Below are 23,985 nucleotides of genomic sequence, written 5' to 3'. Positions count from 1 at the left end.
GTTGGCAAAAGTGGAGCTATAAATAAGAGCGTAAAAAGGACTCTAGGCCGTTATGCTGAGCTTGCCGAAGCATCTCTACCGCTTCGTTGAATCGTTGCAGATAAAGCGGTAAAGATGCTTCGACAAGCTCAGCATGACCAAATCCTAAAATTCCAAACGCGCTCTAAAAAAGCCCTGTTTCCAGGCTGGAAACAGGGCTTTTGTGGTTCCAAACAGTGCATTATCAGACTAATAACACTAAGATTTAGAAGCCATTGCAGCCTTTAAAGGCGTTTAACTCTGTCCCCACCGCGGCCGCTACGCCCCCGTACTTCGGCAGTTCCAACCGAAGCGCCGGCGCGGGAAGGCATCAGGCATGACTCTGCTCTTGTACCTTTTTTTCCCCAAACCGAGGCAGGGCAAAATAGACGTATAACAGCACAACGGGCACGATGCTAAACGGCACGCTCCACAAACATATGACCAAGGCCGCCAGGTGCAGCGCCGGCGCAATGGCATATTCTTTCGTCAGCAGACGAATGAGCCTTTTATCGGTATCGTCTTCCAGCAGTTCATCCTTGCTGATGGCATACCACCAGGTACAATTATACAGCAAGGTCATCATCACCAAGGTCCCGTGGTAGATCAGGGCGGCCGTCCGTTCGTCCGGTTGGCCGATGTGACGCGCTAATAGGCCGGTGGTAAAGGATTGCAGGGTCACGAACATCAAAAACAGAATATCCAGGATAAGCAGGTACTGGTCCGTCTGCTTGATGTAAATGAACATGTTATGGTGGTTGGACCAGGCAATACAGATGAACAGGAAAGACGCCGCGAAGGCCGCATAATGGGGCCAGAGTCTTCCAAGCTCCTGCAGCAAGCCCGTTTCCGTTTCGGGCTTAGGCAGTTCGGTAGCCAGCAGGGTGGCCGCTATGGCCAAAACCGCGTCGCTGAAATATTCAAGCCGGTCCGTTGGTCGATGGTTGTGCATACGCGTTTTTCAACAGCAAGTCCTTGATGATAGAAAAAACCAATAAAGCATCAACCCCAACGGGGTGCCGCCCGTGTTGGGGTTGACGCTTTGTTGGCTACCTGTTGCTCAACTGGTACTTATTCTTCTTTTTCCTTTTCAGCAGCAGGATACCGGCCGTTAGCAGCAGCGCCGTCGTCGCTGTCCGACCAATAAAGCCGGCGCGGTTATGCTTCCATTCCGCGCGCCAGCCCCGCTCGACCCAGGGGTTGGGAAGAATGCCGTGCATTAAATCGGTCAACTTGCCCTGAATGGTGTCGACGCGGTCGGCCAGGATCAGCGTCATCCAGTGCGTGGCGGTGGCTTCGCTGTACTTGTAGGCAAAGCGCCGGATGGCTCCGCTCAGGCCGATGGGCGGCGTCGAGGTGCCGAACACCCGCGTCACGCCGGGCCGCTCGATGGAATGCAGAATTTCCATGTCCAGCGGCTGCTGGGGAGCCTTTTCGTAATTGAGCCGCTCGTGGTCTGCCCCGTTGCTGTGCTTCATGGGGTAGGTGGGGTCGTTGTCCGGGTCGGCATCCAGGCCCCAGCCGGGTATGTCGGCGGCGCGGGCCATGTTGCGCTGGGCGATGATGCGGTCCTGCCCCGCCGCAATGCGGTCTTCCAATGCGTTTTTCATGAGCATGAGGGGGTTAAGCGAACGAAGCGTTGGCGCGCGACGGAATCAACAGGGGCTTGATGATGTTGTCCAGCTTTTTGGAGAACATGCGGTAGGCATCCGGTATTTCTTCCAGCGGAAACCGGTGGGTAATGATTTCCTTGGGATTGATCCGGCCGCTCATGATGTGGTCAATCAGTTTGGGCAGCAGCCGCTTGACCGAGGCCTGGTTGCCCCGGATGGTCAAGCCTTTGTTCATGATGCTGCCCAAGGGCGCGAGATTCCAGGGCGGGCCGTACACCCCGATAATGGACACGATACCGCCTTTTTTGACGGAATTGACCGCCCAGTGAAAGGCCGTGGCCGTGCCGGCCTGCATTAGGAGGCTTTTACCGGAAATCGTTTGCCAGGCATGGCCCGACGCTTCGCAGCCCACCGCGTCGATGCACACGTCGGCGCCAAAATAATCGGTGGCCTTTTTCAGGAAGACCACCGGGTCGTTCATTTCGCGGAAGTTGTAGGCCTCGGCAAAAGAAAACTTGCGGGCAAACTCCAGGCGGTAATCCAATTCATCAATCACGATGACGCGGCCGGCGCCGAAAAACCAGGCAAAACGGGCCGCCATCAGCCCGATTGGGCCGGCGCCAAACACCACCACGGTGTCGCCTTTTTGAATACCGGCCTGCTCGGCCGCCTGGTAGCCGGTGGGTACCACGTCGGTCAGCAGCACCGCATTTTCCAGGTCCATCCCTTCCAGAAGAATGGTGGGGCTCACGTCGGCGTAGGGCACGCGCACGTATTCGGCCTGGCCGCCGTCGTAGCCGCCGCCCGTGTGGGCGTAGCCAAAGAAGCCGCCCACGGCCGTGGCTTCCGGATTGGCCTCGTGGCAGTTGCCGTAGAGCTCCTGCTTGCAATGCGGGCAGCTGCCGCAGGCAATGTTGAACGGCACCAGCACATGGTCGCCTACCTTCAGTTTTTGCACCTCGGAGCCCACGGCTTCCACGATGCCGGTAAACTCGTGGCCAAAGGTCATGCCCACCCGGGTATCGGGCACCATGCCATGATACAGGTGCAGATCGGAGCCGCAAATCAAAGATCTGGTGACCCTGACAATGGCATCCATGGGATGCTTGATTTCCGGCTCGGGCCGGTTACGGTCCGCCCTTATCTGGAAGGGCCCCCGAAAGTTCATGGCTAACATAAGCGCAGGCTTGAAGGTGAAACATTCGAAGTTTTTTTTGAACTTATTGGTATACACTTCGCTCCACCCTCTGACTCTCAGTTTACTACCTATTTGTGCCCCAACAAACCCGTAATTCTGGCTGCGTATATTTTCCTGCCCTACGTCACTTGGGCAGTACGCTAGGTGTAAGCCGCAACCCATCGCCCCTGCTAGCGGCCACCGAGCATGGGCTGAAACACGCTTTCGGGCGCCTAGGTACCAGCCAGGCACGGCGTGGGCAAAAGCCCGTCAGCGGGCCGCCACGAAGCAAGATGCTGGCTTTGTGGCGGCCCGCTGACGGGCTGGTACTGAACGTTTACCCATCCGCGCCTACAACCAAAGTCTTCGGCCGGCTTGGCTCTCTCCTGCAACCAAACCTTGCCGGCCGCGTCCAAGCCATGTTTGATATAATCTCCTTTCTTTCAGCTACTAACCACCAACGAAAACCGGCCTTAACACGAAAACGCGTTAAGGCCGGTTTGGTGGGCCCAGCTGGAATCGAACCAGCGACCTGCTGATTATGAGTCAGCTGCTCTAACCGATTGAGCTATAGGCCCGGCCTGAAACGGTCCGCAACTTGATAGGGCGGTTGGTTTCGGCAGTGCAAACTTCGAATTTCGCGGCTGCAATTCCAAGCTTTTCTGCCTATGCCTGCTCTGCATCGTTTGCCCAACCTGCTGTTTGATTTCGGCGGCGTCATCATCAACATCGACTACCAGCGCACCCTAGAGGCCATGCGCGCCCTGAGCCCGGCGGGCTCCACCATCGAATTCACGCAGCAGGCGCAGGCGCAATTGTTCGACGATATGGAAACCGGGCGCCTCAGTCCGGAAGATTTCCGCAGCGGGCTGCGCCGCCACTACAACCTGCACCACGCTACCGACGAACAATTGGACGCGGCCTGGAACGCCATGCTGCTCGACGTGCCGCTGGAACGGCTGGAGCTGATTCGGGAACTGCGGGCGCAGGGCCACCAAACGGCGCTACTCTCAAACACCAACGCCATCCACATCAACACCATCAACGCGCAGCTGAAGTCGCAGTACGGCTTCGCGCACGGCATTGCCGACGTGCTCGACCGCGTGTTCTACTCGCAGGAAGTGGGGCTGCGCAAGCCGGGCGAAGAAATATTTCGGCACGCGCTGCGCGAAATGAACTGGCGGCCAGAGGAAACTCTTTTTATCGAGGACAGTTTTCAGCACATTGAAACGGCCCGGCGCCTGGGGCTGCACACGCTATTCCTGGCTCCGCCCCTCTCCCTCACCGCCGCTTTGCCCGACGCCCTCCGTGCCTTTTCCGAGCTTTCCGCCCACTGACGCCTCGTCCACGCCACCGCGGTTGCGCCTGCTGCGGCCTCTCACCTACTGGCGCCGCTACGAGCGGCCCGAGCCGCCGCTCTGGCGCACGGTGCTGCTGCACACAAGCCTGTTTCTGGTGACGCTGCTCACCACCACCCTGGCCGGGGCCGAGTGGATGACCGGCAAGTTCACCTTTGCCAAGCCCGGCCTCACCGCACCCGAAATGCTGCGCGGGCTGTGTTTTTCACTGCCGTTTCTAGGCGTGCTTACGGTGCACGAGTTCGGCCATTATTTCGTGGCCCGCCGCAACCGCATCCGGGTGACGCTGCCCTACTACATTCCTTTCTTCCTGGGCATCATCAACTCCATCGGCACGTTTGGCGCAGTCATTCGCATCAAGGAAAAGATTTTTGCCCGGCGCGAGTTTTTCGACGTGGGCATTGCCGGCCCGCTGGCGGGCTTCCTGGTGGCTGTGCCGCTGCTGATATATGGCTTTCTGAACCTGCCGCCAGCAGAACTAGCCATTTATTCATCCCACGAGGCCCATCAGGGCCTGACGCTAAGCCGGCCGTTGCTGTACCAGTTTCTGGAGTATTGGCTAGCCGACCCGGCCCGCATTCCTCACCCCAACGAGCTGATGCACTACCCACTGCTGCTGGCGGGCCTGCTGTCGTTGTTTTTCACGGCGCTCAACCTGCTGCCCATTGGCCAGCTCGACGGCGGCCATATTCTCTACGGCTTGCTGGGCTACCGGCGCTTCAACCGCGTCTCGCCGGTGCTGTTTCTGTTCTTTATTTTCTACGCGGGTCTGGGCTTGTTCACCCTGAATTCGTCGCGGCAGGAGCTGCTCTACGGAGCTCCGGTGTACCTGCTGTACCTGTATTGGGTGCTGGGCCGCGTGCTGCCCGGCAAGCGCCGCACACTCATGCTGGTAGGCGGCATGGTGGCGGCCCAATTGGCGGTTTCAACCGCTTTTCCGCACGTGCAGGGCAACCCTGGTTGGCTGGTATTCGGCCTGTTGCTCGGGCGCCTGACGGGCATTTACCACCCGCCCGCCCCCGACGAGCGGCCCCTGACCGCCGGCCGCAAAATTCTGGGCTGGCTGATGCTGGCGGTGTTCGTGCTGTGCTTCACCCCGTCGCCGTTTCGGTAAAAAAGCCGGCGTAGCAAGTAACGCCAACGGGCCGGCCGCGTACCACCGGGTATGCCCACGTCCCCCGATATCCACGCCCCCGAATACCGCTGGTCTTTGGCCGAACGCATTGCTGGCCGTATGCTCGAAGCCGGCCTCAGCCACCGCGACGTGCACGACACCACCTCACCCGACGACCTCATCGGGCACGGCGCGCTGCCCAAGGCCGAGGCTAACTACGTGCGAGGCCTCGCGCACCTGCCCGACCACGAAGCCCGCGACCTGTTTGTGAAGCACGCCAAAGGCACCGCCTGCGCCGACGACCCCGAATGCGCCAAGACGTTCAATTTCTTCCGCCAATTGGTTTGGATCAACCTCTACAGCCGCCCCGACGAGGAAGAGGCGCTGCCCAGTTAAAACTTACCCCAACAAAAACGCCCCGCCGGCTACCAAGCCAGCGGGGCGTTTCCTTATTATCAAAATGGCTTTTAGCCCAGAGCTGCTACGCCCGGCAGCTCCTTGCCTTCCATGTACTCCAACAGGGCGCCGCCGCCGGTGGAGATGTACGACACCCGGTCAGCGAAGCCGAGCTGGTTGACGGCCGCGGCCGAGTCGCCGCCGCCGATGAGGCTGAAGGCACCGTTTTCGGTGGCCTCGGCAATAGCGCGGGCCACGAAGGCGGTACCCAAGGAGAAGTTGCTCATTTCAAAAACGCCCATCGGGCCGTTCCAGAGAATGGTTTTCGAGTTGCGCACTACTTGGGCAAACTGCTCCCGGGCTTCGGGGCCGATGTCGAGACCCATCCAGCCGTCGGGAATGCTCATGTTGCTGGCCACGTCCACGTTGGCGTCGTTCGAAAACTTGTCGGCAATGAGGGAGTCGCCGGGCAGCAGCAGGTTCACGCCTTTGTCCTCGGCCATTTGGATGAGGCGCAGGGCCAGGTCCATTTTGTCGGCTTCCAGCAGCGACGAGCCGATGTGCCCGCCTTGCGCCTTGGCGAAGGTGTAGGCCATGCCGCCGCCGATGATGAGGTTGTCGACTTTGTCGAGCAGCTGCTCGATGATGAGGATTTTGTCGGAAATTTTGGCCCCGCCCATGATGGCGGTGAAGGGCCGCTCGGCGTGCTCCAGCACTTTCCGGGCGTTGTCGATTTCGCCCTGCATTACGTAGCCGCTCACCCGCGCCTGCGGAAACGACTCGGCCACCACGGCCGTGGAAGCGTGGCGGCGGTGCGCCGTGCCGAAGGCGTCGTTCACGTACACGTCGCCGAGGCGGGCCAGCTGCTGCGCGAAGGCCGCGTCGCCCTTCTCTTCTTCGGGATGGAAGCGCAGGTTTTCGAGCAGCAGCACCTCGCCGGGCTGCAGGCTTTGAGCCAGCTGCAGGGCCTCGGCGCCCACGGCATCGGGGGCAAACTTCACCGGCGCCCCGTATTCCTGACTCAGCCGATTGACCAGATGACGCAGGGAGTATTTATCCTCCGGTCCGCCCTTGGGCCGCCCCAGGTGCGACATCAGAATTACACTGCCGCCATCGGCCAAGATCTTCCGAATGGTGGGCGTGGCCGCCCGAATGCGGGTGTCGTCGGTGATGCGGTAGTCTTTGTCGAGGGGCACGTTGAAATCGACGCGCACCAGGGCTTTTTTGCCGGCGAAGTTGTACTGATCGAGGGTTTGCATGAAGAGGGGAATGGGTGAAACGCTACGGCGCGAAGGTAGCATACGCGGCCGTTTACCCTAAGCCGACTTTCGCAGGAGTCTTTTGACGCGCAGAGAGAGGTTTGCGCAGTACTTCACCTCCGCTGACACGCCCGAGGCAGCCGTGCAGGCGCCTGTTGTTTGGGAATAGCCCGGCTACCTCCACCAGCGCAAATCGTAACGTTTCGGCCGGCACGGTTGTTAGGCGCCGGAGCGGCTGGCCGGGTGTGCCGAGCCGCTCGAAATCTGCCTACCTTTGCCCCAGTATGAGAATTGGCATTTTCTTCGGCGGCCCGTCGCGTGAGCGGGAAATATCCTTTGCGGGCGGCCGCACGGTTTACGATAACCTCGACAAGTCGCTGTTTCAGGCCGTTCCGGTCTTTGTCGACAGCCACGGCAACTTCATCCTGCTCGACTGGCAGTACCTCTACAAGGGCACCATTCGCGACTTCTACCCGCCCGTGTCGGCCCTGCCCGACTCCGAGCACAAGCTGCAGGTGTACCTCGAAAGCCTCGGCGAGCTAAGCCAAGCCGAGCAGGACCGCATCATCGGGGAAGTGGGCCGCCGCCTGCGCCCCGACGAGCTGGTCGGCCTCATCGACTTCGCCTTCTTGGCCCTGCACGGCCCCGCGGGCGAAGACGGTGCCATCCAGGGCCTGCTCGAATGGTACGGCATTCCGTACTCCGGCTCGGGCATTCTGCCCTCGGCGTTCGGCATCGACAAAATCGCGCAAAAGACCCTCATTCACGCCCTCGGCCTCCCGTCGCCCGCCTTCCGTGTGCTCACGGCCGACGAGTTCGACGCGGCCGACCCGGCTGCGCTGCTGGCGTACCTGCAAAAGGAGCTGGGCTTGCCGCTGGTGCTGAAAGCGCCGCGCCAGGGCTCCAGCATCGGCGTGAGCATTCTGCGCGAAGCCGACCCAGCCAAGTTTGCCACCGCCGTGGAGCGCAGCCTGTTCCGCCGCACCCTCACCAAAGACGAGTGGCAGCGCCTCGGCCCGCAAGACCGCGTGGCCTGGGCCCAGCACCTGACCGACATCCGCGACGGTATCGGCCTGCCTGTCATCCTCGATTCGGATGACGAGAAGGTGTATTACCACCCCGACGAGCTGCTGCGCGCCCTCGACCAGAAGCTCACGCTGCAAGACGCCGTGCGCCTGACCAACACCCAGGGCGAGCAGCAGGTGCTGGTGGAAGCCTTCGTGCAAGGCCGCGAGTTTTCCTGTATTGTGGTGGAAGACGTGGACGGCCGCCCCCTGGCCCTGCCGCCGACGGAGATTGTGAAGGGCGAGGAAATGTTCGACTACCGCTCGAAATACCTGCCCGGCCTCTCGCGCAAAATCACGCCCATCGACCTGCCCGAAGCCGACATTCAGCGCATCCGGGAGCAGTGCGAACAGCTGTTCCGCACCTTCGGCTTCCAGGTATACGCCCGTTTGGATGGCTTTTTGACCAGCAGCGGCGAGATTTTCCTCAACGACCCGAACACCACCTCGGGCATGTTGCCGGCCTCGTTCTTTTTCCACCAGGCCGCCGAAATCGGGCTGAACCCCTCGCAGTTCCTCACCTACCTCATCCGCACCTCGCTGGCTGCGCGTCGCCGCGCGGGCTTGCAGCCGGTGAAGCTGGGCCGCAAGCTCCGGCAGCTCGACGAGGCCGTGGCCGGGCGCCAGCACGAGCAGAAGCCGCGCACCAAGGTGGCCGTCATCATGGGTGGCTACTCGTCGGAGCGGCACATTTCGGTGGAAAGCGGGCGCAACATCTACGAGAAGCTCTCGTCGTCGGCCAAGTACCAGCCGGTGCCGGTGTTCCTCTCGGGCTCGTCGGAAAACTACCAGCTGCACGTGCTGCCGGTGAACGTGATGCTGAAGGACAACGCCGACGACATCCGCGACAAAATTGAGCACTACGGGGCCGGCCACGATCCGCACCCGGTGCTGGAGCGCATTCGCCACGAGGCCGCGCAGATTACCAGCACCTACGCCGCCGAATCGGTGGCCGTGCCCGAAAAGCTGACGTTTGAGCAGCTGGCCGAGCGCGTAGACGCCGTGTTTATTGCCCTGCACGGCCGCCCCGGCGAAGACGGCGCCCTGCAGCAGCAGTTGGAGCGCGTGGGCCTGCCCTACAACGGCTCGGGCGTGCAGTCGAGCAGCATCACCATCAACAAGTTCGAAACCAACAAGCGCCTGCGCGACGCCGGCCTGCGCGTGGCCGACCACCGCCTGGCCGCCCGCCTGGAGTGGGAAGCCGACACCGAGCGGTTCTACCAGGAACTGGAAGCGCAGTTTCCCTACCCCTTCATTGCCAAGCCCGCCGACGACGGCTGCTCTTCGGCCGTGAAGAAGCTGAAAAACCGCGCCGAGCTGGAAGCTTTCAGCCGCCTGATTTTCCGCGACCAGGAAGAGTTGCTGGAGGATGCCGCCCGCACGCTCAGCCTGGGCTTCAAGGAGGAATTTCCCCGCAAGGAGGTGTTCCTGGTCGAAACGCTGATTTCGCGCGACGGTGCCCGGCACTTCCTCGAAATAACGGGTGGCCTGCTCACCCACCGCCGTCCCGACGGCGGCCGCGACATCGAAGTATTCGAAGCCTCGGAAGCCCTGGCCACGGGCGAGGTGCTGAGTCTGGAAGAGAAATTCCTGGCCGGCGAAGGGCAGAACATCACGCCCGCACGCTACGCCCCGGAGCCTGCCGAACGCCAGCGCATTTCGGACGAGGTGAAGCAGGTGCTGCACCGCGTGGCCGAGGTGCTCAACATCGAAGGCTATGCCCGCATTGATGCCTTCGTGCGGGTGCGCGACACGGGGGCCGTGGAGGTCATTATCATCGAGGTAAACTCGCTGCCCGGCATGACGCCCGCCACCTGCATCTTCCACCAAACGGCGCTGGCCGGCTACACGCCCTACGACTTCATCGACCGCATTCTGGAGTACGGCAAGAGCAGAAGTGAGAAGTTAGAGCTTAGAAGCTAGATTGGGCTGGCCCGCTCCTTTCCTTCTCGCTCGCGTCAGTTTCTAAGCTCTCAGCTCTACCTTCTCAATTCTAATCAATGGCTTTTCTGAAATCTGATTCTTGGTTCGACCTCGTCAAGCACTTGCTGGTGATTGGCGTGGTGTCGCTGCTGCTGCTGTTCGGCTTCTTTTTCGTGTACCTGCCCATCACCACCAACCACGGCGAAACCATTCCGGTGCCGAAGGTAACGGGCATGCAGATGGCCGACCTGGAGGATTACCTCGACGAGCGGGACCTGGCGTACTTCGTCGACGACAGCAGCTACAATGCCAGCACCCGCCCCGGCACGGTGCTCACCCAAGACCCCAAGCCGGGCGAGAAGGTGAAAGAAGGCCGCAAGATTTACATCTCGGTGGCCATGAAAAACCCGCCGGTCATCAAGATGCCCAAGCTGACGGACGGCTCGGTGAAAAACGCCCAAATGATTCTGAAAAGCTACGACCTCGTGGTGGGCCAGATTCAGCTGGTGCCCGACCTGGCACAGAACGCCGTGCTCAAGCAGCTGGTGAACGGCAAGGAAATAGCCCCCGGTGCCCCCATTGCCAAAGGCACGCGGGTAGACCTAGTAGTGGGCGACGGACAGGGCAACCAGGAATTCCCGGTGCCCAACCTGGTGAACACGCCCGCAGACGAAGCCACCACGCTGCTGGCCGGCCAGGGCCTGCAGGTGGGCGAAATTTTCTACCAACCCGCCGAAGCCGGCCAGACCGAAGGCACGGTGGTGAAGCAGCGGCCCGAGGCCGTGCAGGGCGCCACCATCCGCACCGGCCAGCTGGTCGATTTGTGGGTGGCGGGCGAAGAGCCCATCAAGCCGGTGCGGTAGTTTCTCCGGCCGTTTCTGAGTCTCACTGGCACCGCCGCCCGACTTGCGTTGGGCGGCGGTGCTGTTGTTAGGCAGCAGGCAGGTGCGGCTTTTTTCGGTGCCGGCGAAAATCTTTTGGCCTCGTGGCTCGTTTGCCGTTACGTAACTTTCCGCCAATGAACCATCGGTTACTGTTTCGCGCGCTTTTTCTCTCGCTCGTCGCTTGGCTGCCCGCCCAGGCCCAGCACCCCGACGGCCCGCAGCCGCTGGCTGCTGACCCCGCCCGCGCCGCCAATGCCCGGCCTGCTGCCGCCACGGCCCGGCGCCCGGCGGCCTTGGCTTTGCCCTTTTTCGAAGATTTTGCCGCGCAGCGTGAAGGAAACCCGGTGGCCGACCGTTGGGAAGCCCGCGGCGGCACACTCATCAACAACCGTTTTGCCGTGGCCCAGCCCACCAAAGGTGTGGCCACCTTCGACGGCATCGACGCCAACGGGGCGCCCTACGGCAGCACGTCCAGCTTCGGCACTACTGATTCGCTCACGTCGCAGCCCATCAACCTGGGTGGGCTAGCCGTCGGCAGCAACACCTATTTGAGCTTCTACTGGCAGGCCGGCAGCATCGTGGGCGCGCCCAACACGTTCAGCAGCACCGTGCCGGTGTTTCTGCAGCTGGAGTTTCTCGACAACACCGGCCGCTGGACGCAAGTGTGGCAACAGCGCAGCACGGGTGTGCGCACCGCGTTTCAGCAGCAGTTTGTTGCGGTGAACGACGCCAAGTATTTCCACGCCAACTTTCAGTTCCGTTTCCGCAGTTCCGGCCGCAAAGCCACCACCCAGGATTCCTGGAGCGTCGATTACGTGCTGCTCGATACCGGCCGCGACATCAACAACACCGCCTACCGCGACGTGGCCCTGGGCCAGCAGCTGACTTCCTTTTTCAAGCGGTATTCGTCGCTGCCGACGTGGCAATATAACGCCGCCGCCAACCCCACGCTGGAGCTGAACGACAGCGTGGCGACGACGGTCAACAACCTCGACGCCGGCCCGGCGCCCACGCCCTACATCATCAGCGGCACCGTGCAGCAACGGCCCAGCGGTCCGGTCAATTTTTTCCTTAGCCCCCGCAACGACGTCATTTCCCCGCTGGTCATCGGTCAGCCCCTGCAAGGCTCGGCCCGCAACGCGCCGCTGTCGACCCCAGCGGCGGCCCAAACGGTGCGCTACAGCATGTTCCTGGGCACCACCGGCCCGCTGCCGCCCGCCCGCACCCTGCCCAACGACACGGTGTCGCGGGAAGCGGTGCTGAGCAATTACTACGCCTTCGACGACGGCACGCCCGAGGCGGTGGACGGCATCACCGAAACCACTGGCCCTACCTCCTACCGCGCCTACCGCCTGGTGCTCAACCGCGCCGACCAGATTACGGCCCTGCGCATTTACCTCACCCAACCGCTCGTTTCCGGCTTTTCGCTGACGGCTGCGGTATGGGAAGACCAGGGCGGGCAGCCCGCGGCCCAGCCCAAAGCCGTCAAAGCATTCCAGTTGCCGGCCAGCGTGCCGGCCGGTCAGTGGTTCGATGTCACTTTCGATCAGCCCGTGCCCGTCAGCGGCACGTGCTACTTCGGCTACGGCCAGATTGCCACCTCGCAGTTCATTCGCTTCGGGCTCGATTTGAACTCGAAAGTGCCGGCGGGCTTTTTCTGGCGCAACATCCAAGGCACCTGGGCGCCGTTTGCGCAACTGCGCGGAGCGCCCATGCTGCGCGCGGTCATGTCGGGCGTTGTCACCAGCACCCGCCGCGCCGCCGCTGCCGATGCTCCCCAGGTGTACCCCAACCCTAGCCACGGCCTAGTGCAGGTGGCCGGCCGCTACCAGCAAGCCCGGGTGCTCGACGCCCTGGGCCGGGTGGTGTGGCAGCAGCCACTGGCCGAAGCCGACCAATCGTCGCTCGATTTGCGGCAGCTCACGCCGGGAGTGTACCTGCTGCAGCTCACGCTGCCCGATGCATCGGTAAGCACGCACCGCCTGCTGCTGGAAAAATAGCTGTTAGTCGCCGCGGCGCTGGTGGTGTAGCCACAATTTCCTTTCTTCGCTTGGCGCAGCGCCCCACCTTTCGGCGCGCTCAGCCGTACTCCACCACGCCACCTATTTTCCTGCTTCATGAACGACATCACCCCTGCCGAACTGAAAGAGCGTCAGCAAAACCAACAGGCCCCCATTATTATCGACGTGCGGGAGCCGTGGGAATACGAGGAAAGCCGCATCGACGGCAGCCGCAACATTCCCTTGGGTGAGCTGCCCACCAAGATCGAAGACCTCGAAGACCTTAAGCACACCGAAGTGGTGGTGCATTGCAAAGGCGGCGGCCGCTCGGCCACGGCCAAGGCCCTGCTCCAGCAGCACGGTTTCGACCACGTGCGCAACCTCGTGGGCGGCATCAACGCCTACAACGCCGGGTAGTCAAGAAAGTCTGGCCCTTTCCAAACGTCGTTCCGAGCCTGGGCTCGGAACGACGTTTGGCTTTTTACATCTACGCCGAAGCTACGCCCAGCTGCCCGTTGGCGTGGTAGCGCAGCGCGCCGGTATCCACCAAGTCGCGCAGCAACACCGTGAGGGTTTCTGCTTGCGCCGGAGCGAAGCCGGCCAGCAGCTCGCGCGGCGTGCGCGGGGTGCTGCGCAGCACTTTCAACACCTTCTGCCGCAAATCCCCCGCCGACTCGCTGGCCCGCTGGCGGCGTTTCTCGGCCAGGCACGGGTCGCAGATGCGACAGGGCGGGCTGTCCAGTTCGCCGAAATACTCCAGCAACAGCTGCTGCCGGCAGCGCGTGCCGGTGGCGTAGCCGATGACCGATTCGGTTTTGCGCAGGGCCCGCTCCCGCCCGGCTTCCAGCGCCGGCACATTCAGCGGCAGCCGGTCGGCGTCTTTGCGGGGCGTGGTAAACATAGCCTGCGGCGACTCGTGCCGCGGCTGAAACTGCACGATGCCCGAGCGGTGCAGAAACTCCAGCGCCTTGCGCACTTCGGTGGTGCTCCAGCGCAGGTGCTGGGCCAGGGCCCCTTCCGAAATGCTCTGAAATGAGCTGAATACCTCGCCGCCGTAGAGCCGCAAAACGGCTTTAATGAGTTGGTCGTGCCGGGCGTTGTCGACCTGAAAGCGGTACAGGTCGCGGGCGTCGATGGGAATGAAGACTTTGGCCGGGTTGAACACGGCTTCGTTGAGCTGCACCAGTCCTTCGCGCTCCAGGGTGCGCATGGCGTTGTGCACGTCCAGGGGCTTGAGGCGGTAGGTTTGGGCAAACTGCTGCAAATCGAAGTCGAAAGCCACCATCTCGCCGCCGCCGGTGGCCGTGCCCGAATAGTTGGCCAGGGCCTGGTACACGCGCTTCACCACATCCAGCGGCGGGTGGGCCTGCAGGGTGCGGCGGCGCATTTCGTCGCCGTCGTTGGGCGCCCACAGCAGCACGGCAAACGCGTACTGCTCGTCGCGCCCGGCGCGGCCGGCCTCTTGGTAGTAGGCTTCCAAGGAATCGGGCGCGTCGAGGTGCACCACGCAGCGCACATCGGGCTTGTCGATGCCCATGCCAAAGGCGTTGGTGGCTACTACTATTCGGGTTTTGTCTTGGGTCCAGTCCTGCTGTACGCGGGTGCGCTGCTCGGGCGGCAGGCCGGCGTGGTAGGCGGCGGCTTTCAGGCCGTGCTGCTGCAGCCACGCGGCGGCGTCTTCGGTTTGCTTGCGGGTGCGGGCGTACACCACCGAGGTTTTGTTTGGGCCTACGCCTTGCAGCACTTCCACCAGGCGGCGCAGCTTGTCTTCGGTGTGCTGCACCGAATACGAGAGGTTGGGCCGCAGGAAGCTTTTCTGAAACGTCTGGCCCGTGGGACCGAACTGCAGCTTTTCGCGAATGTCGCGGCGCACTTCTTCAGTGGCCGTAGCCGTAAGAGCCAGCACCGGCACGCCCGGCAGCAGCTCGCGCAAGGCCGCAATCTGCAAATACGGTGGCCGGAAATCGTAGCCCCACTGCGAGAGGCAGTGCGCTTCGTCGACGGCAATGAGCTGCACTTTCATGCGGCCGACGCGGGCCCGAAACATCTCCGTCAGCAGCCGCTCCGGCGACACGTACAGGAACTTCACCGGCCCGTACACGCAGTTATCCAGCGTCTGATCGATGTCGCGGTGGCTCATGCCGGCGTACACGGCCTCGGCCTTGATGCCGCGCTTGCGCAGGTTTTCCACCTGGTCCTTCATCAGCGCAATCAGCGGCGAGATGACCAGGCACAACCCGTCGCGGCTGAGGGCCGGCACCTGGAAGCAGATGGATTTGCCGCCGCCCGTGGGCAGCAGCGCCAGGGCATCATGTCCCGCCAGCACGGCCCGGATAATGTCTTCCTGTCCCGGCCGAAACGCGCTGTGGCCCCAATGCTGGCGCAGAACGGAGAGAATATCGTCGGTAGGTGCGGGCACGGTAGATAAAGCGGTTTTGTATGCAATTACGAAGTTACCCAACCCGGCCCATCATTTCGCACCGAACACAAAAAAGCCCGGCTCCAAAACGGAACCGGGCTTTTGAAACCGAAGGACTGAATGCTTAGGCTGCAGCTTGGTCGCCTTCGCGGCCTTCGATGGTTTTCTTCAGGTTGGCAATGGCCGAGTTGGCGCGCTCCTGGTCTAGTTTGTTGATATTGAGCAACATCTTGGTCTTCTCCTGGCGGGTGATGACCGGGTGGTTCAGCAGGCGGATGATTTCTTCCTTCTGCGGCGCGGTGGCGTAGGAAGCTGCCGGCGCCAGCGGCTCAGCAACGGCAGGTGCAGGCTGCTCGGCCGGAATGGCCTTCATGGGTGCAGGTTCTACTGCAGCCGGCGCAGCTTTGGCTTCGGGCGTGTTGCCGCCGTACTCCATTTCCTCGGCCGGCGTGGGCTCGTAGCCTGCAGCGCGGATGATCCAGGCCAGGATATTGCGGTACGCTTTGCCAATAGCGCGCGTCTGGGCCATCGAAGCAATGGCAAATTCCTGGTAGAATTTTTTGCCCTGCTCCTTGTTCGAGCAGATGGCAAAGCCGGCGCCCACGGTGTGCTGGCTGCGCATGTCAAACAGCGTCACCTTGGCCTGGTACTTGATTTCGGTGTCGGTGCTCATGTTGATGACGTGGTCGACGATGGGCACAATGCCCAGGCGCGAGCCGGCGTACTGCCAGCCTTCCACGTTCACAAACTCCTTGCCCTGCACGGCGGTGGTGAGCTTGTTTTCCTTGATGAAGTTCGCCAGATCCTTAGCCAAGGACAGCGTCTCGTCCGAACGCGAGATGTCGTAGCTCTCGGCTTTCAGCTTGCGAATCGGTGCTTTGGTGTTGTCTTTCTGTGCCTCAGTCATGGCTTTGTTCTTTAGTCCCTGTAGTACGTTCTGTGTTACGTGAAGATAACGCATCGACTAAAATAATGGTGCAAAAATGAGCCCATTTTTTAGCAATTTTTATATCTGACTATCAACTATTTACGGACAACATTCAAAAACATAAAAGCTAAAACCATTAGCCAATATCTTTTCGCCACTTATGAACCAGCTTTTTTGCGTTCATCTGGACCCAAAAAGAGCCTCAGCCCTGAGCCGTGTACGCAAAAAAAGCCGCCGCGTCTGGCTCGACGCGGCGGCTTTTCAAACGAATAAAAACGGAGCGGCTGCTAGCGGCTCTGCTCGATGATGTAGCCGTCTTTCATGACCACCTTGCGGTCGGCCATTTCGGCCAGTTGGTCGTTGTGGGTCACGATGACGAAGGTCTGCCCCAGTTCCTTGCGCAGCAGGAAAAAAATCTGGTGCAGGTCCTGCGCGTTCTGCGAGTCGAGGTTGCCCGAGGGCTCGTCGGCAAAGATGATTTCGGGTGAGTTGATGAGGGCGCGGGCCACTGCCGTGCGCTGCTGTTCGCCGCCCGACATTTCGGAGGGCTTGTGGTCGGCGCGGCGGTCGAGGTTGAGCATGCCGAGCAACTCACGGGCCCGCACGCGGGTTTCTTTCTCCGAGCGCCCGGCCAGATAAGCCGGCAGGCATACGTTTTCGAGGGCCGTGAATTCGGGCAGCAGGTTGTGAAACTGGAACACGAAGCCGATGTGCCGGTTGCGGAAGCGCGCCATATCGGCCCGTTTCAGCGACGAAATACTTTCGCCCTCATACAGGACCTCGCCTGCGTCGGGGTCGTCGAGGGTGCCCAGAATGTGCAGCAGCGTGCTTTTGCCAGCCCCCGAGGAGCCGACAATGGACACGATTTCGGATTTTTCGATGGTCAGGTCGATGCCCTTGAGCACTTCCAGCGAACCGTAGCGTTTGCGGATGTTAACGGCCTGCAGCAAACCGAATAAGCGTTAAAAGGCGGGAGAAAAAGCAAGCAAAGCTACGCAGAAAGCCGACATGCCGATTGCGGCGTATCTTGCCCGTATGCGTAGTTCGGGGCTTATACGGATGCTTGGCGCCAGCGGCTTGCTGCTGGTGCTTCTTTGCTTGATGAGCAACCGCTGCGGTCAGCCGGCCACAGCGTCGGCGTCGGTCGAGGTACCGCCGGCGCAGCGCCTGCGCGGCGTGAGCTGGGTAGCCTCCGATTCCACGACCGAGGCCGAAATTCTGGAACTGGAGCGCTGCCACGTTACCTGGCTCACCCAAACGCCTTTCGGCTGGCAGGCCGATTCGGCCTCCCCGGCAGTAACGCTGGTTACGGGCGGCCGGCGGCGCATTTTTTGGGGAGAAGCCGACAGCGGTTTGGTGCACACCGCCCGGCTGGCGCGGCGTCACGGCATCCGCACCATGCTCAAGCCCCACATCTGGCTGCGGGCCCGCGGCCAATGGCCGGGCCAGATTCAAATGCGCACCGCCGCCGATTGGCAGCAGTGGTTTGCCAGCTACACGACATTCATTCTGCACTATGCCCGGCTGGCCGAGCAGCACCACCTGGAGGCCCTGTGCATCGGCACCGAGTTGCGGCATACGTCGGTAGGCCATGAAAAGCAATGGCGGCAACTCATTCGGCAGATACGGCGCGTGTACCGGGGGCAGCTCACCTACGCGGCCAATTGGCACGACGAATACGAGAAAATTCAATTCTGGGACGCGCTCGACTACATCGGTGTCCAAGCCTATTTCCCGCTTAGCAAAGCCACCCGCCCCGATACAGCCACGCTGCGGCAGGGCTGGCAGCCATACCTGCGGGAAATGGCGCGGGTGCAGCGCAAGTTCAAGCGGCCGGTGCTGTTTACCGAAGCCGGCTACCGCGCCATACCGGCCGCGGCCGCCGCGCCCTGGGAATGGCCCAATGGCCGCCAGCCCGCCCCCATCGATACCGCCGCACAGGCCGCTTGCTACGAGGCCCTGTTTCGGGCCTGCTGGCGGCAGCCGTGGTTTGCGGGCGTGTTCATCTGGAAGTGGTACCCCGGCCTGCGTCCCGACAGCCCCGCCCGCCGCCGCGCCGACTTTACGCCCCAACACCAGCCGGCCGAGCAGGTGCTGGCGCGCTGGTATGGGCAGTAGCCTCAAACGTTTGCACTGGCAGCCAACTACTTCCAGCATCGGTTTCCGCGCTGGCTGCATTTTGCCTACTTTCGCGGGCAGATTTCCGGAACCCGAAACCCACCTCCAGTCCCAGTATGAACATTCACGAATATCAGGGCAAAGACATTCTGAAGCGCTACGGCGTGCGCGTGCAGGAAGGCATCGTGGCCGAAACGGCCGACGAGGCCGTAGAAGCCGCCAAGAAGCTCACCGAGCAAACCGGCACCAGCTGGCACGTCATCAAAGCCCAGATTCACGCTGGGGGCCGCGGCAAAGGGGGTGGGGTGAAACTCGCCAAAAACCTGGAGCAGGTGAAAGACATTGCCGGCCAGATCATCGGCATGCAGCTGGTAACCAAGCAAACCGGCGCCGAAGGCCGCAAGGTGCACAAGGTGCTGGTGGCCCAAGACGTGTACTACCCCGGCGACTCGGAGCCGAAGGAATACTACATGAGCGTGCTGCTCGACCGTACGTCGGGCAAGAACGTCATCATCTACACCACCGAAGGCGGTATGGACATCGAGGAGGTAGCCGAAGCGCACCCCGAGAAGATCCACAAGGAAGTAATTGACCCGCGCGTGGGTCTGCGCCCCTTCCAGGCCGCTAAAATTGCCTACAACCTCGGCCTGAGCGGCGAAGCCCAGAAAGAGATGGTGAAGTTCGTGACGGCCCTCTACAAGGCCTACGACGACACCGACTCGTCGATGTTCGAAATCAACCCCGTGTTGAAAACATCGGACAACAAGATTCTGGCCGTTGACGCCAAAGTAACCCTCGACGAAAACGCCCTCTACCGCCACAAAGACTTCGTGGCCCTGCGCGACACCAACGAGGAAGACCCGCTGGAAGTAGAAGCCTCGGCCTCCAACCTGAACTACGTGAAGCTCGACGGCAACGTGGGCTGCATGGTGAACGGCGCTGGCCTGGCTATGGCTACCATGGACATCATCAAGCTGAGCGGTGGCGAGCCGGCCAACTTCCTCGACGTAGGCGGTGGAGCCAACGCCCAGACCGTGGAAGCTGGCTTCCGCATCATCCTGAAGGACCCGAACGTGAAGGCCATCCTGATCAACATCTTCGGTGGCATCGTGCGTTGCGACCGGGTGGCCAACGGCGTGGTGGAAGCCTACAAGAATATCGGTGACATCCGCGTGCCCATCATCGTGCGCCTGCAAGGCACCAATGCCGAGGAAGGCGCCCGCATCATCGACGAGTCGGGCCTGAAGGTGTACTCGGCCGTGTTGCTGAAAGACGCCGCTCAGAAAGTAAAAGAAGTACTGGCCATGACCGGCGCCAACGCCTAGGTCTGCCTAATTTTCTTTCAGGGAAAAGCCCTGCCGGTACTCCGGCAGGGCTTTTTTCATCTTCTATACCGGTGCCAATCCAACAACTTCGCCAAGCTCAGAGTGGGGCAATACTATAGCTCGATTAGCGGAGGCTGATGGTTCTTTCTTTCACCTATTCATTGCCAAGAACTTAGCGCCGACAGCGTCAAGCTTCAACTTCGCAAATAATATTCCTTACAAAAAAAACAGTAAAAACTCAATCACATATATTTTAAGTTATATTATATATTTGTCGTATTACATTTGAAGGCACCCTACACCGTTTCTGGTGTCTGCAAACCAGCCGCTAATGCTCGTTTGCAATGGATGTACTTGCTACAGGTCAACAAACGTGGCAGAATGCCCAACCCACAGGCATGTTCGCACGTTTGTCAGCTTCCACCCATGTAACTCCGCCCACAATGCGTAATACTTTTACTGGATTGTTGCTTGTTGTCGGCTGCTGCTTTAGTACCCCGCTCCTGGCGCAGTCTGAGCCTTCGGTTTCCCAGCCTCTGCCCTTTGTAGCTACTGCCGATGCCGCTACCTACAACTTTCAGTTTGGGAGCTTCGACGATACCTACCTTGAGACGATGCGCGACCGGTACGGCCTCGACGCTACGGTAGCCGGCAAGACCACCGACCTGGCAAAAGCGCAGGCCGTGTGCGCCTGGGTGCATGGTCGGTTGCAGCACAACGGCCACATTCCTACCAAAAAAACCGATCCAATGGGTATCCTGCAGGATGCCCAGATGGAGCAGCAAGTGCAATGCGAAGGATTCGGCATCGTGCTGGCGGCGGCGTTGCAGTCGGTGGGCATTCCGGCGCGGCCGCTGTACCTGAAAACCGCCGACTCGGAAACCCGTGGGCAGGCCGCTGGGCACGTAGCAACCGAAGCTTGGCTGCGCGAGCAGCAAAAATGGGTGCTCGTTGACGCGCAGTGGGACGTTATTCCCACGCAGGATGGCACCCCGCTCAACGCCGTGGAACTCCAAAGGGCCCTGACGTCGGATGCGGCGAATCTGCGCGGCCTGACGTCCACTGACGCCAAATGGAAGTTCTACTTCAAGTGGCTCAAGGAATACCTCTACTACCTCGACACGCCGCTGGACAACCGCTTTGGCAGCAAGACGTCCACGGCCGGGCTGATGCTGGTGCCGGTGGGCGCCAAAAAACCGGTGGTCTTTCAGCGTACCACGCGGCTGCACAACATTCGCTACACTCATTCGGTAGCCACGTTCTACGCCGACCCATTCGAAACCTATCAGGCGCAGGAGCCGCAGAGTCCGGCGAACTGATTTGCCTGTCTACGTTATCCAACGCCAACGCCCCGAAACAAAGCTTGTTCCGGGGCGTTGGCGTTGGGTTTGCGCGCTTAACTAGCCTTTTCAGTCGCCTCTACTTTGGCGGGCTGGCCGTTCACCTTAAGCTGGACATCAATATTGCCCCGGGTACCTACCGAGTACGGGCAGATGCGGTGGGCCTCCTGCACCATGCGGTCGGCATCGGCGGCTCCTTTCAGGTCGACGTCGAGCGTCACTGCCAAACCGTAGGCCTCCCCTTCCTGCGTGAGCGACACGGCGCACTGCACCGTTGATTGTGGATCGAGGCGCTGTCCGTCGCGCTGGGCAATTACCAACAGGGCTTGTTGAAAGCAGGAGGCGTAGCCGGCCGCAAAAAGCTGCTCGGGGTTGGTGGCGCCTTGCTTACCACCTAGGCCCTGCGGCACCGACATAGCCATGTCGATAACGCCATCGGAAGAGCGAATTTGGCCATTGCGGCCGCCAGTGGCCGTAGCTTCGGCCGTATACAGGGTTTTCATGGGGAGTGGTGTAGTGGTTGTGTTTCGGAACGTAGGTAGGCTTAACTGCCTTTTCGGCCATTTGGTTATTCCCCTACTACTCCCACGCCGAATCTGGTACTGAGTTACTTGCATCTGCGCGCAAGGCTTGGAATAAATCTTTGCCCGATTAATTAGCTCCCTACGCCGATAAAGCGCAGCCGCATGGTTGCCCGCGCCGCATTTTCTCTCTACTTTTGTCGCCCACTACCGGCCGCGTAGTACAACGGATAGTATAGGAGTCTCCGAAGCTCTTGATCCAGGTTCGATTCCTGGCGCGGCCACTAAAAAACCCTTCGTATGCGCTATACGAAGGGTTTTTCATTTCAGGACCGACAAGCATTTTACCGATTGCTCAGCACGATGGGGCTGGACGGCTGATCGGCGGATTGGTGCGTGCGCAGGGCCAGCAACAGGCTCAACTGACGGACCGTTAACGTGCTTTGCACGTGGTCGAGGAAGTCTTCTTCGATGCGGTCGAGAGCGGCGGCCGTGACTACACCCTGGGCCTGCACCTTATCAAGGGCTTGCACTTGCTGCAGGGTTGCGCGGTACACAGGGCGGTACTGCTGCGGCGTCAGGCTCAGTACCCGGTTGTAGTAGGCGGTCAACGTGCCGGCGCGACCTTCGACCGAACCCGGATCGGATTGGGATTGAGCACGCGCCGGGCCTGAGAGGCTCAGGAGGGCACCTAACAAGACAATCAGGAAAGCAGCGAGGTGGAAGCGAGTGACTTTCATGGGGGCAGTTGCAAGCGGTTGATGGAACAAACCTACCCAGCCTCCGCAGCCAATGTCATGCTTTTGTCCCAATGGCTGTGGTCACGATGCCAATAATGGTTTTCAATGGGTGAGGTGCCGGACCACGCTACTTTGAGCCCGCGCCATAACAAAAGCGGTGCCCCGACCCGAAAGCCGCGGCACCGCTAGCGTACACGTTAGAAAGCGTTGCTAGATTTTCTCCGGCAGCAGTGTAGCATCCTGGTAGTTGCCCAGCACCAACTCGTTCGGAGCACCCTGGGTCACGGCTTCCACCAGCAGCTTGCCGCCCACAAACGCACCCTTCCACGACTCGCCCAAGCCGCCGAATACCTCTTCCCGGTCGCCGCGCGAGCGAAGTTTGTTGATGCCCACTTTGAAGGCGCGCACTTCCTTCGCCGTGCGCTCGGCCCACTTCTGGTCGTCGGAAGCCACGGCGGCTACCAGCGCGCCGTTCGAAATATTCATCTCCCCTACCAATTCCTCCACGCGGTCGACGAGCACAATGGAGTCAATCGGACCGAAGGGCTCCTTGAAGTACAGCTCGCTCTGGCGCGGCAGGTTTACGAGGGCGCGCGGGGCGCGGTAGGCGCTCATATCCTGGCCGGGCAAAAACAGGCTGCTATCGAGCTTGCCTTCGAAAATGGGCGTAGCGCCGGTTTTCAGGGCATCGGCGTAGAGGCGGTCAAGGTCTTCGGCCTGGGCCTTGTTGATGACCGGACCGAAGGCCAGTTCGGGCAGCTTGTCGCCGGCATTGTCGACGAGCGTGGGGTTGCCCACTTTCAGGCTGCGAATGGCTTCCCAATATGTTTCGAGGAACTGCGGGAAGAGGCTGCGCTGCACCACAAAGCGCACGTAGGCCGTGCAGCGCTGCTTGCCGTAGTCGTAGCCCTTCTTGAGCTGGTCGGCCATGGCGGTCCAATCGGAGTAGTTCCAGATGCCGTAGGTATTCACGCCTTCCATTTCCAGCATGTAGCGCTTGTCGTTCTGGGCCAGGGCGTCGGCAATGTTGCGGCCGTTGTAGCGCCCGCCCACGAAGCTCAGGCAGTCGATGGCGTCGTTTTTCACCAGCACGTCGCTCAGTTCGCCGCCGGCGCCGCTCACCAGCGTCACGGGCAGGCCGCAGCGGCGCGCAATGGCGAAGGTGAAGCTCAGGGAAATGAAGCCGCCGTCGGTAGGCGTTTTGGCAATGACGGCGTTGCCGCAGAGCACCTGCGTGAGCACCGCGTGCAACAGCACCGACATGGGGTAGTTCCACGAGGCGATGTTCGACACCAAACCCAAGGGCTTGCGCGAGCCAAGCATGGGCTCGATGTTGTCGACGTACCACTGCACGCCGTCGATGGCGCGGTCAATATCGGTGAAGCCCAGCTTGTAGGTCTTGCCGATTTCCCAGATGAGCAGCTTGCCCGTCAGCTCCACGTGCTGGCGCAGCTGGTCGAGGCAGTCCTGCACGCGGCGGCGCCGCTCGTCGAGGTCTACGGTGGCCCATTCGCCGGCTTCCTGTTTGGCGGCGCGCACGGCGCGCAGGGCGGTGTCGCGGTCGAGCATGGGCAGCGCGCCCAGGGCCGAGCCATCGACGGGCGAGTGAAATGCGCGCGGGGTGCCGGGCTCTTGCCAGCGGCCTTCCATCAGGTTCAGAAACTGGCCGTCGGGCGTCAGAATTTCGGGCGTAACCTGCTTGACCTGGGCCATCAGGCCGCTGAATTCGACCTGGGGCGAAACGATTTTGGACATGGGAACGGAGTAGGGAGGCGAAACAGCAAGCCT

20 protein-coding genes and 2 tRNA genes are annotated in these 23,985 nt (G+C 61.2%); 11 read left to right on the top strand and 11 right to left on the bottom strand.

Features of this window, described 5'->3' with window-relative positions; genetic code table 11:
* Positions 1 to 349 precede the first annotated feature (349 nt).
* The 4 genes from F0P96_RS00850 to F0P96_RS00835 all read right to left on the bottom strand — a co-directional run bounded on the left by F0P96_RS00850 (position 350) and on the right by F0P96_RS00835 (position 3,386).
* The gene (locus tag F0P96_RS00850) at positions 350 to 970 is read right to left on the bottom strand and encodes a TMEM175 family protein (RefSeq protein ID WP_151076857.1); all 621 of its coding nucleotides are present in this window, start codon (positions 968 to 970) and stop codon (positions 350 to 352) included.
* A 97-nt stretch (positions 971 to 1,067) separates the two neighbouring features.
* Entirely contained in the window at positions 1,068 to 1,628 is a 561-nt protein-coding gene (locus tag F0P96_RS00845) for a hypothetical protein (RefSeq protein WP_151076856.1), read from the bottom strand.
* Between the two features lie 13 nt (positions 1,629 to 1,641).
* A complete protein-coding gene (locus tag F0P96_RS00840; RefSeq protein ID WP_151076855.1) occupies positions 1,642 to 2,808 on the bottom strand; it encodes a zinc-dependent alcohol dehydrogenase in 1,167 nt (388 codons plus the stop codon).
* Between the two features lie 501 nt (positions 2,809 to 3,309).
* A tRNA-Ile gene (locus F0P96_RS00835) sits at positions 3,310 to 3,386 on the bottom strand.
* Between the two features lie 90 nt (positions 3,387 to 3,476).
* Between F0P96_RS00835 and F0P96_RS00830 the strand changes: the two genes are divergently transcribed.
* From F0P96_RS00830 to F0P96_RS00820, 3 genes are read left to right on the top strand one after another with little or no spacing between them, the layout of a single operon-like run.
* A complete protein-coding gene (locus tag F0P96_RS00830; protein ID WP_151076854.1) occupies positions 3,477 to 4,145 on the top strand; it encodes an HAD family hydrolase in 669 nt (222 codons plus the stop codon).
* Complete coding sequence (locus tag F0P96_RS00825; RefSeq protein ID WP_235917334.1) at positions 4,117 to 5,280, top strand: site-2 protease family protein; 1,164 nt, start codon at positions 4,117 to 4,119, stop codon at positions 5,278 to 5,280. Before F0P96_RS00830 ends, F0P96_RS00825 begins: the two co-directional genes overlap by 29 nt.
* Before the next feature lie 51 nt (positions 5,281 to 5,331).
* Positions 5,332 to 5,676: a hypothetical protein gene (locus F0P96_RS00820; protein ID WP_151076853.1), complete on the top strand. Its 345-nt coding sequence runs from the start codon at positions 5,332 to 5,334 to the stop codon at positions 5,674 to 5,676.
* Positions 5,677 to 5,747: 71 nt separating this feature from the next.
* Here the strand turns inward: F0P96_RS00820 and F0P96_RS00815 are convergent, their stop codons facing one another.
* Positions 5,748 to 6,935, bottom strand: coding sequence for a phosphoglycerate kinase (locus F0P96_RS00815; RefSeq protein WP_151076852.1), 1,188 nt, complete (start codon positions 6,933 to 6,935; stop codon positions 5,748 to 5,750).
* 284 nt (positions 6,936 to 7,219) lie between these two features.
* Between F0P96_RS00815 and F0P96_RS00810 the strand changes: the two genes are divergently transcribed.
* From F0P96_RS00810 to F0P96_RS00795, 4 genes are all read left to right on the top strand, one after another.
* Positions 7,220 to 9,922, top strand: coding sequence for a D-alanine--D-alanine ligase family protein (locus tag F0P96_RS00810; protein WP_151076851.1), 2,703 nt, complete (start codon positions 7,220 to 7,222; stop codon positions 9,920 to 9,922).
* 77 nt (positions 9,923 to 9,999) lie between these two features.
* Positions 10,000 to 10,785, top strand: a complete 786-nt coding sequence (locus F0P96_RS00805) for a PASTA domain-containing protein (protein WP_151076850.1) — start codon at positions 10,000 to 10,002, stop codon at positions 10,783 to 10,785.
* A gap of 155 nt (positions 10,786 to 10,940) precedes the next feature.
* The gene (locus tag F0P96_RS00800; RefSeq protein WP_151076849.1) at positions 10,941 to 12,806 is read left to right on the top strand and encodes a T9SS type A sorting domain-containing protein; all 1,866 of its coding nucleotides are present in this window, start codon (positions 10,941 to 10,943) and stop codon (positions 12,804 to 12,806) included.
* A gap of 117 nt (positions 12,807 to 12,923) precedes the next feature.
* Complete coding sequence (locus F0P96_RS00795) at positions 12,924 to 13,223, top strand: rhodanese-like domain-containing protein (RefSeq protein ID WP_151076848.1); 300 nt, start codon at positions 12,924 to 12,926, stop codon at positions 13,221 to 13,223.
* A gap of 70 nt (positions 13,224 to 13,293) precedes the next feature.
* Here the strand turns inward: F0P96_RS00795 and F0P96_RS00790 are convergent, their stop codons facing one another.
* The 3 genes from F0P96_RS00790 to F0P96_RS00780 form a co-directional block, all read right to left on the bottom strand.
* Positions 13,294 to 15,225, bottom strand: coding sequence for a RecQ family ATP-dependent DNA helicase (locus tag F0P96_RS00790; RefSeq protein WP_151076847.1), 1,932 nt, complete (start codon positions 15,223 to 15,225; stop codon positions 13,294 to 13,296).
* A 124-nt stretch (positions 15,226 to 15,349) separates the two neighbouring features.
* On the bottom strand, positions 15,350 to 16,132 hold the full coding sequence (locus F0P96_RS00785) for a hypothetical protein (protein ID WP_151076846.1): 783 nt from the start codon (positions 16,130 to 16,132) through the stop codon (positions 15,350 to 15,352).
* A gap of 308 nt (positions 16,133 to 16,440) precedes the next feature.
* On the bottom strand, positions 16,441 to 17,103 hold the full coding sequence (locus F0P96_RS00780) for an ABC transporter ATP-binding protein (RefSeq protein ID WP_151076845.1): 663 nt from the start codon (positions 17,101 to 17,103) through the stop codon (positions 16,441 to 16,443).
* A gap of 151 nt (positions 17,104 to 17,254) precedes the next feature.
* Here F0P96_RS00780 and F0P96_RS00775 point away from each other — a divergent pair, with 151 nt between their 5' ends.
* The 3 genes from F0P96_RS00775 to F0P96_RS00765 all read left to right on the top strand — a co-directional run bounded on the left by F0P96_RS00775 (position 17,255) and on the right by F0P96_RS00765 (position 20,915).
* Positions 17,255 to 18,271, top strand: coding sequence for a glycoside hydrolase family 113 (locus F0P96_RS00775; protein WP_201743897.1), 1,017 nt, complete (start codon positions 17,255 to 17,257; stop codon positions 18,269 to 18,271).
* A gap of 116 nt (positions 18,272 to 18,387) precedes the next feature.
* Positions 18,388 to 19,596 carry an ADP-forming succinate--CoA ligase subunit beta gene (sucC, locus tag F0P96_RS00770; RefSeq protein WP_151076843.1) on the top strand — a complete coding sequence of 403 codons (1,209 nt, stop codon included), beginning with the start codon at positions 18,388 to 18,390 and terminating at the stop codon, positions 19,594 to 19,596.
* 443 nt (positions 19,597 to 20,039) lie between these two features.
* The gene (locus F0P96_RS00765; protein ID WP_160620064.1) at positions 20,040 to 20,915 is read left to right on the top strand and encodes a transglutaminase-like domain-containing protein; all 876 of its coding nucleotides are present in this window, start codon (positions 20,040 to 20,042) and stop codon (positions 20,913 to 20,915) included.
* A gap of 77 nt (positions 20,916 to 20,992) precedes the next feature.
* Here the strand turns inward: F0P96_RS00765 and F0P96_RS00760 are convergent, their stop codons facing one another.
* Positions 20,993 to 21,439: an organic hydroperoxide resistance protein gene (locus F0P96_RS00760; protein WP_151076841.1), complete on the bottom strand. Its 447-nt coding sequence runs from the start codon at positions 21,437 to 21,439 to the stop codon at positions 20,993 to 20,995.
* 230 nt (positions 21,440 to 21,669) lie between these two features.
* Here F0P96_RS00760 and F0P96_RS00755 point away from each other — a divergent pair.
* Positions 21,670 to 21,741, top strand: a tRNA-Arg gene (locus tag F0P96_RS00755).
* Positions 21,742 to 21,801: 60 nt separating this feature from the next.
* On the opposite strand, the gene F0P96_RS00750 is transcribed toward F0P96_RS00755, so the two are convergent.
* A complete protein-coding gene (locus F0P96_RS00750; RefSeq protein WP_151076840.1) occupies positions 21,802 to 22,197 on the bottom strand; it encodes a hypothetical protein in 396 nt (131 codons plus the stop codon).
* A 210-nt stretch (positions 22,198 to 22,407) separates the two neighbouring features.
* The gene (locus F0P96_RS00745; RefSeq protein WP_151076839.1) at positions 22,408 to 23,952 is read right to left on the bottom strand and encodes an aldehyde dehydrogenase family protein; all 1,545 of its coding nucleotides are present in this window, start codon (positions 23,950 to 23,952) and stop codon (positions 22,408 to 22,410) included.
* Between the last annotated feature and the right edge of the window lie 33 nt (positions 23,953 to 23,985).

It is taken from the genome of Hymenobacter busanensis (assembly GCF_008727865.1).
In the GTDB taxonomy this organism is placed as follows: domain Bacteria; phylum Bacteroidota; class Bacteroidia; order Cytophagales; family Hymenobacteraceae; genus Solirubrum; species Solirubrum busanense.
Note: the sequence above shows the minus strand (reverse complement) of the source record. Positions and strands in the feature narration are given on the sequence as shown.